The organism is Mesorhizobium sp. M8A.F.Ca.ET.021.01.1.1, assembly GCF_003998025.1.
Classification (GTDB): Bacteria; Pseudomonadota; Alphaproteobacteria; order Rhizobiales; family Rhizobiaceae; genus Mesorhizobium.
Map to the genome: position 1 here is coordinate 1 of NZ_RZSJ01000307.1, position 7,035 is coordinate 7,035.

Here is a 7,035-nt window from a genome sequence, read left to right on the forward strand (position 1 = left end):
GTCCAGTAGAAATCGTCGCGCGAGCCGATGCCGGAGACGAGTACCGCCTCGATGGCGTCCTTGACCGAGGCTGGCCCGACCCGCATGCCGGCCTTGCGCAAGGTGCGGGCGAAATAGACGATGTTGTCGGCGATCCGGCCGTCGGCCGTCGCCTCTCTGGGGTCGAGACGCGGCGCGTTCACTCTTGCTACTCCGCCGCCGCGAGCTCGGCCTTGACCTCGTCGAGGATGCGCCGGCCCTCGCCCGCGCCGATGCGAGCAATGTCGTCCTGGTATTTCAGCAACACGCCGATCGTGTCGGACACGGTCTCCGGATCGAGCGCCACCTTGTCGAGTTCGGTCAGCGCACCGGCCCAGTCGATGGTCTCGGCGACGCCCGGTACCTTGAACAGTTCGATCTGGCGCAGTTTCTGGATGAAGGAGACCACTTCTGCGGAAAGCCGCTGGTTGGCCCGCGGCACCTTGCGGCGCACGATCTCCAGCTCTCGTTCCGCATTGGGATAGTCGACCCAGTGGTAGAGGCAGCGCCGCTTCAGCGCGTCGTGAATCTCGCGTGTGCGGTTGGTGGTGATGATGACGATCGGCGGCTCTTCCGCCTTGATGGTGCCGAGTTCAGGCACCGTCACCTGGAAGTCGGAGAGGATTTCGAGCAGGAAGGCCTCGAAGGCTTCGTCGGTACGGTCGAGCTCGTCGATCAGGAAGACCGGGGCCGCATCCGTCTTGCCGGTCAGCGCATCGAGCACCGGCCGGCGGATCAGGTATTTTTCGGAGAAAACGTTACGCTCCATGGCGGAGCGCTCGACCTTGCCGGCCGCCTCCTCCATGCGAATCTCGATCATCTGCGCGGCGTAATTCCATTCATAGACGGCCGAGGAGACATCGAGCCCCTCATAGCACTGCAGGCGGATCAGCCGGCGGCCGAGCGCCTCGGCCAACACCTTGGCGATCTCGGTCTTGCCGACGCCGGCCTCACCCTCGAGGAAAAGCGGCCGTTTCATGCGCAGCGACAGGAAAAGCACCGTTGCCAGCGACCGGTCCGCGACATAGTCCGCGTCGGTCAGGAGATCGAGCGTCTCGTCGATCGTCCCCGGCACGGGGCACGGTTTCAAGTCGCTCATTCCTTCTCCGTGGGTGCGGCCGCCCCACTTTCCAGGACGTGGTAACCGCGCGCGTGGTAAATCAGCGGCCGCAAATTATCGCCCATTCGCAGGCCTGTCACCTTGCCAAAAAGCACACGATGGGTGGCCAGGTCCTTGGTATCGATCAACTCGCAGTCAAACACGGCGAGCGCGCCCTTCAACGTCGGCGCACCGGTGGAAATCACATCCCATTCGCCGAGCGCGAAGCGCTCTTCGACCGGCAACCCAGTCATGCCGGAGAATCCAATCGACAGCGGCTCCTGGTGCGAAGCCAGCGTGTTCAGGGCAAATCTGCCGTTCTTCACGAACAGCTCATTCTTGGCATTTTCACGATTGAGGCAGACCAGTATGGTCGGCGGCGTGTCCGACACCGAACAGGCCGCTATCACCGTCGCCCCACGCTTGCCGGCGGGTCCGTCGGTGGTCACCACATGGACGTGACCGGCAAAATGGCTCATCGCGTCGCGATAGGCTTGCGGTCCAATATCGTTCTTCTTCAGCACTGGAAGTTTCCGTGGCCATTGTTCGCCTGACATATATGGCCAGACATGACATGCCACAAGCGAAGTGCTTGGCTCATATCCCGAATTCGCGTGTTGCACCAAGGCCGGACAGCCTTTAGGTCTTGGCGGGAATTGGTGCCCACGCGACGTCGCGGGCTTGGAGGGACGGTTCGGCAGGATGGGATCCGGGGCAACGATATCCATCGCACTGGCCTGGCTGTTGCTGACCGGTGCCGCCGGCGCACAGACGCTCACGATCGGGGTCGCCGCGCCCCTGTCGGGGCCATCGGCCATCCTCGGCAAGCAGATCGAGGCTGGCGCCGAACTCGCCGCGGAGGCGGACGGCATCCAGCTCAAGACCGTGGATGACGCCTGCACCGGCGACGGCGGCGCCGCGGCGGCCAGGGAGTTCGCGGCAGCCAAGGTCAATATCGTGATCGGCTTCCTCTGCACGGAGGCGATCGAAGCGGCGATGCCTGTCCTGAAGGACGCCAACATCCCGGTCATCACCGTCGGCGTGCGAACCGAAAGCCTGACCGACCGCCGCGCCAAGACCGGCTGGCCGGTCTATCGCCTCGGGCCGCGTGGCGATGACGAGCGCAACGCTGTCGCCTCTAACCTCACCCGCCTGTGGCGTGACGAATTGTTCGCCATCATCGACGACGGCACCATCTATGGCCGCGAGATCGCCGAGACATTTCGCGCCGCGGCAGAGCAGGCAGCGTTGAAACCGGTCTTCGTCGACACGTTCCGGCCGCAGCTCGACAACCAGATCGGCCTGATCGGACGGCTCAAGAAGGCCGGCGCCACGCATGTCTTTGCCGGCGGCGACGGCGACGACATCGCCATCATGGGGCGCGATGCGGCCCAGCTCCAGGCTGGCATCGTCCTTGCCGGCGGCGAAAACCTGCGCACGCCGCCCGGCGACGTGCCCTATGCAACGGGCACGCTGATGATCGCCCCGCCGGAATGGGCGGATGTTGCTGACCCGAAAGTGCTGGAGAGCTTCTCCGCGCGAAAGATCGTGCCGGACGGCTATACCTTGCCAGGCTATGCCGCAGTTGAGATCGCCAAGGCGGCGGCAGCCTTGTCCGAAAGCGGCACGCCGCTGACTGACGCACTCACCGGGCATGATTTCACCACGGCGATCGGGCCGGTCCGCTTCGACGCCAAGGGCGACCTCAGCCAGAGTCCCTACCGTGTCTTCCGCTTCGACGGCACCCGCTTCATGCCCTTGGAAAACAACTGATGTTCCGCACCGGCCCGCGCAATCTCATATCGGACGTTGCCGGCCTGCGCGTCGGCAACGCTTCCGATGCCAGACTGAAGTCCGGCGTGACGACCGTGCTTTGCGACGAGCCGGCGGTGGCGGGGGTCCAGATTCTTGGCGGCGCGCCCGGCACCCGCGAGACGGATTTGCTGGAACCGCAGAATTCTGTCGAGACAATCCATGCCGTTGTGCTGTCGGGCGGTTCGGCTTTCGGGCTCGATGCCGCGTCCGGCGTGCAGGCGGCGCTGCGCGAGCGCGGCATCGGCTTCGAGGTGGGCGGCTTCCGGGTGCCGATCGTGCCGGCGGCAATCCTGTTCGACCTGCGCAATGGCGGCGACAAGGACTGGGGCCGTTATCCGCCTTATCGCGACCTCGGCTACGAGTCGGTACAGGCTGCCGCAGTCGATTTCCAGCTTGGCACGTCCGGCGCCGGCACCGGCGCACTGACTTCGGGCCTGAAGGGCGGCCTCGGCTCCGCCTCGATGCTGCTGGACAATGGCATCACCATCGGCGCGCTGGCCGCCGTCAACCCGACCGGCTCTGTAACCGTTGGCCGCACCCGCCACTTCTGGGCCGCGCCCTTCGAAATCGGCGATGAATTCGGCGGGCTCGGCTATCCCTCGCCCATGCCCGAAGACGCCAAGCGGATCTTGCTGAAATACCGCGACAAGGAACACGGGCGGCAGATGGAAACCGGCGGCAACACGACCATCGCCGTCATCGCGACGGACGCGGTCCTCACCAAGGCCGCCGCGAAACGCCTGGCGATTGCGGCGCATGACGGCTTCGTGCGCGCCATCTGGCCGACCCATACGCCGGCCGACGGCGATCTGGTGTTCGCGTTGGCGACCGGCAAGAGCGGGATCGAACTCACCGCCGACGCCGCGGTCGACCTCTACGCCGTGGCCGGCGCGACCATGGCACGCGCCATCAGCCGCGGGGTGTTTGCCGCGACGCCAGCCGATAATGATTTGTTCCCAGTCTGGTCGTCGCGCCTGGGCTAAGGCCTTCGATCAAACCGGATCGGATTTCTCTTCCTCGAACGTCACCGCGACATCGGAATTCGCCGACAGCCAAACCTTCTTGCCATCGACCTCGGCAACCAGGGCCAGGGAAATATAATGATGATGGCCCTTGTGAGCGCCCTCGCCGCTATCGGCCTTGGTCAGCTTGATGCGCTGGCCATCCACCTTGTCGACCGTGCCGATATGCACGCCATCGGCGCCGACGACTTCCATGTGCTCACGAATTTTGCTGGTGTCGGTCATGGTAGCTTCTCCATTGGGGATTGCCGACAATAACAAATGACGAGCGGATTGGATGCATCGGCTTTGGTCCGCACGACGTTTTGATTTCGTCGTGCTAGGGATTGAAACGATCACGGCTGCCGGGGTGAAAACGATGCGAATGCTTTTCCTGTTTGCCGTTTCCCTGGCAGCGCAGCTCGCGGCGTCGATCGCCGCCCAGGCCGGCGATGTCGCGGAACTTGAAATTCTCGGCTTCACCCGGGATGGCAGCGTCTTCGCCTTCGAGGAATACGGCGTCCAGGACGGGTCGGGCTTTCCCTATGCCAACCGCTATTACATCGACACAAGCAGCGACAGCTTTCTCAAGGGCACGCCGATCAGGGTCCGGCTCGACGATGAGAATGCAACGCTCGACGCTGCCCGCGTCCAGGCCCGGCAAAAGGGCGAAGCCATTGTCGGCCAGGCCGAGCTGAATGCCAATCGCGGCATCACCGCCGGTTTCAACCCGGTGACCGAGCTTTCAGCCGATCCGCATCGCATGGCGGTCAATCCGAGGCCGATCTTCTCCCCGGTCGATCAGCCGCTCGAGTTCCGGTTGGACGAGATCGGCATGAACAACACCGAAGGCTGCGACAGCCAGGGCGAGATCAATGGCTTTCGTCTGCTGCGAATCGAGGCGCAGGATGGCGGCACCACCAAATTGCTGCACGAGGACAAGGCGATCCCCAAGAGCCGGGGCTGCCCGAACGGCTACCGCATCGGCGCGGTGCAGACATTCTCAATGGACAGCCTCAGCGCCTATGCGGTTCTGATCGCGGTGCGCCAATATGGTTTCGAGGGGCCGGACTTTCGCTGGATCGCCGTGACCGGCCGCCTGTGACAGGGCTTGTCCGACCCGTCAGGAGCAATCGCGCCCTGCGCCGCCTTCGCGACGCGATGCCGAGACCGCGCGCAGCGCTTCTCGGCGCCCTGCTGTGGGCAGCCGCGATGGGCGCCAGCGCACTCGTCAACCTGTTTCTGGACAATTGGGTGACGCCGGGCAAGATCCGCACAGTGTCGCTGCTGTTCGCCGCAGGCGGCGCCTTGGCGTTTCCGGTTGGCCTGTTCGCGGCGCGGCTGGTCTCGCTCGGAAGAGGCTCCGAGGTCGCCTTCGCCGCGGCATTGGTGTGCCTCGCCGCGGCGACGATTGGCCTGACCGCCGGGCTGTATGCGCTGCAGTACCGGTCCTATTATGCCGAATGGCATGCGCCCGCATTCACCCTCACCTGGGGCTTTCAGCTTGCCTTCACGGTGGCGGTGGCGTCCTACCAGTTCGTGGTGCTGGGCATCCGGCTCTATTTTCCGCTTGGTTTTGTCGCCTTGTTCGCTGCCGGCATCTGGTTTGCGCGGCATCAGCGTTGAGCATTTGGTCCACCTCTGGTAGGAGGCGGGCCAACCTGGAGCGGTTCAGCGTTTGATAGAATCGCCGATCCGCTCTAACTTTTTCTTTTTCGCAATTCCGGACGGAAAACCGCTGCGCACTTTTCCTGGAATTGCTTTAGACACATCAGGACAGACCGATGATCCCTCGCTACTCCCGGCCGGAAATGGTCGCCATCTGGTCGCCCGAAACCCGGTTTCGCATCTGGTTCGAAATCGAGGCCCATGCCTGCGACGCGCTGGCCGAACTGGGCGTCATCCCCAAGGAAGCGGCCAAAACCATCTGGGAAAAGGGAAGTGCTGCGGAATTCGACGTCGAGAAGATCGACGCGATCGAGCGCGTCACCAAGCATGACGTCATCGCCTTCCTCACCCATCTTGCCGAATTCGTCGGACCCGATGCGCGCTTCATCCATCAGGGCATGACGTCATCTGATGTGCTCGACACCTGCTTTGCGGTGCAACTCACCCGTGCCAGCGACATTCTGCTCGCCGACATCGATGCGTTGCTTGCAGCGCTCAAGCGCCGCGCCTTCGAGCACAAGGACACCGTCACAATCGGCCGCAGCCACGGCATCCATGCCGAGCCGACCACCTTCGGTATCAAGCTGGCGCAGGCCTATGCCGAATTCTCGCGCTGCCGCGAGAGGCTGGTGCACGCGCGCGAAGACATTGCCACCTGTGCGATTTCAGGGGCGGTCGGCACCTTTGCCAACATCGAGCCCTATGTCGAGGAACATGTAGCCCAAAAGCTGGGACTGAAGCCGGAACCGGTATCAACGCAAGTGATCCCGCGCGACCGCCACGCCATGTTCTTCGCCACGCTCGGCGTCATTGCCTCCTCGATCGAGCGGCTGGCGATCGAAGTCCGGCATCTGCAGCGCACCGAAGTGCTGGAAGCGGAAGAGTTTTTTTCGCCGGGCCAGAAGGGCTCGTCGGCGATGCCGCACAAACGCAATCCGGTGCTGACCGAAAACCTCACCGGCCTCGCCCGCATGGTGCGCTCCATGGCGTTGCCGGCGATGGAGAACGTGGCCCTTTGGCACGAACGCGACATTTCGCATTCGTCGGTCGAGCGCATGATCGGCCCGGACGCCACCGTGACGCTCGATTTCGCGCTGTCACGTCTGACCAGCGTCGTCGACAAACTCGTCGTCTATCCCGAGAACATGCTGAACAACATGAACAAGTTCCGAGGACTGGTGCATTCCCAGCGCGTGATGCTGGCGTTGACGCAGGCCGGCCTGTCGCGCGAGGACTCCTACCGGCTGGTGCAGCGCAACGCCATGAAAGTATGGGAACAAGGCGCTGATTTCCTTGAGGAACTTCTGGCCGACAAGGAAGTGACCGCAGCGCTGCCAGAGGCGCAAATCCGCGAGAAATTCGACCTAGGTTATCACACCAAGCACGTCGACACGATTTTCAAGCGTGTGTTCGGGGAGGCGTGAGCTTTCCTTC

8 protein-coding genes and 1 pseudogene are annotated in these 7,035 nt (G+C 63.5%); 5 read left to right on the plus strand and 4 right to left on the minus strand.

Annotation, left to right across the window (positions count from 1 at the left end; translation table 11 throughout):
- From EOA36_RS21770 to EOA36_RS21780, 3 genes and pseudogenes are all read right to left on the minus strand, one after another.
- A pseudogene (locus EOA36_RS21770) lies at nucleotides 1–182 on the minus strand (VWA domain-containing protein); the annotation flags it as partial.
- Nucleotides 183–187: 5 nt separating this feature from the next.
- Nucleotides 188–1,117, minus strand: coding sequence for a MoxR family ATPase (locus EOA36_RS21775; protein WP_127279372.1), 930 nt, complete (start codon nucleotides 1,115–1,117; stop codon nucleotides 188–190).
- Nucleotides 1,114–1,641 (minus strand): flavin reductase, encoded by a 528-nt coding sequence (locus EOA36_RS21780; RefSeq protein WP_127279373.1) that lies wholly within the window; start codon nucleotides 1,639–1,641, stop codon nucleotides 1,114–1,116. The genes EOA36_RS21775 and EOA36_RS21780 overlap by 4 nt, the downstream gene beginning before the upstream one ends.
- Before the next feature lie 178 nt (nucleotides 1,642–1,819).
- Here EOA36_RS21780 and EOA36_RS21785 point away from each other — a divergent pair, with 178 nt between their 5' ends.
- Entirely contained in the window at nucleotides 1,820–2,890 is a 1,071-nt protein-coding gene (locus EOA36_RS21785) for an ABC transporter substrate-binding protein (RefSeq protein ID WP_127279374.1), read from the plus strand.
- Nucleotides 2,890–3,915, plus strand: coding sequence for a P1 family peptidase (locus EOA36_RS21790; RefSeq protein ID WP_127279375.1), 1,026 nt, complete (start codon nucleotides 2,890–2,892; stop codon nucleotides 3,913–3,915). Before EOA36_RS21785 ends, EOA36_RS21790 begins: the two co-directional genes overlap by 1 nt.
- Before the next feature lie 9 nt (nucleotides 3,916–3,924).
- On the opposite strand, the gene EOA36_RS21795 is transcribed toward EOA36_RS21790, so the two are convergent.
- Nucleotides 3,925–4,179 (minus strand): DUF2171 domain-containing protein, encoded by a 255-nt coding sequence (locus EOA36_RS21795; RefSeq protein WP_023773164.1) that lies wholly within the window; start codon nucleotides 4,177–4,179, stop codon nucleotides 3,925–3,927.
- Nucleotides 4,180–4,312: 133 nt separating this feature from the next.
- On the opposite strand from EOA36_RS21795, the gene EOA36_RS21800 reads away from it, so the two are divergent.
- From EOA36_RS21800 to purB, 3 genes are all read left to right on the plus strand, one after another.
- Nucleotides 4,313–5,038: a DUF2259 domain-containing protein gene (locus tag EOA36_RS21800; protein ID WP_127279376.1), complete on the plus strand. Its 726-nt coding sequence runs from the start codon at nucleotides 4,313–4,315 to the stop codon at nucleotides 5,036–5,038.
- Between the two features lie 56 nt (nucleotides 5,039–5,094).
- On the plus strand, nucleotides 5,095–5,559 hold the full coding sequence (locus tag EOA36_RS21805; RefSeq protein WP_167531217.1) for a hypothetical protein: 465 nt from the start codon (nucleotides 5,095–5,097) through the stop codon (nucleotides 5,557–5,559).
- Between the two features lie 158 nt (nucleotides 5,560–5,717).
- Nucleotides 5,718–7,025: an adenylosuccinate lyase gene (gene purB / locus EOA36_RS21810; protein ID WP_127279377.1), complete on the plus strand. Its 1,308-nt coding sequence runs from the start codon at nucleotides 5,718–5,720 to the stop codon at nucleotides 7,023–7,025.
- Nucleotides 7,026–7,035: the final 10 nt, after the last annotated feature.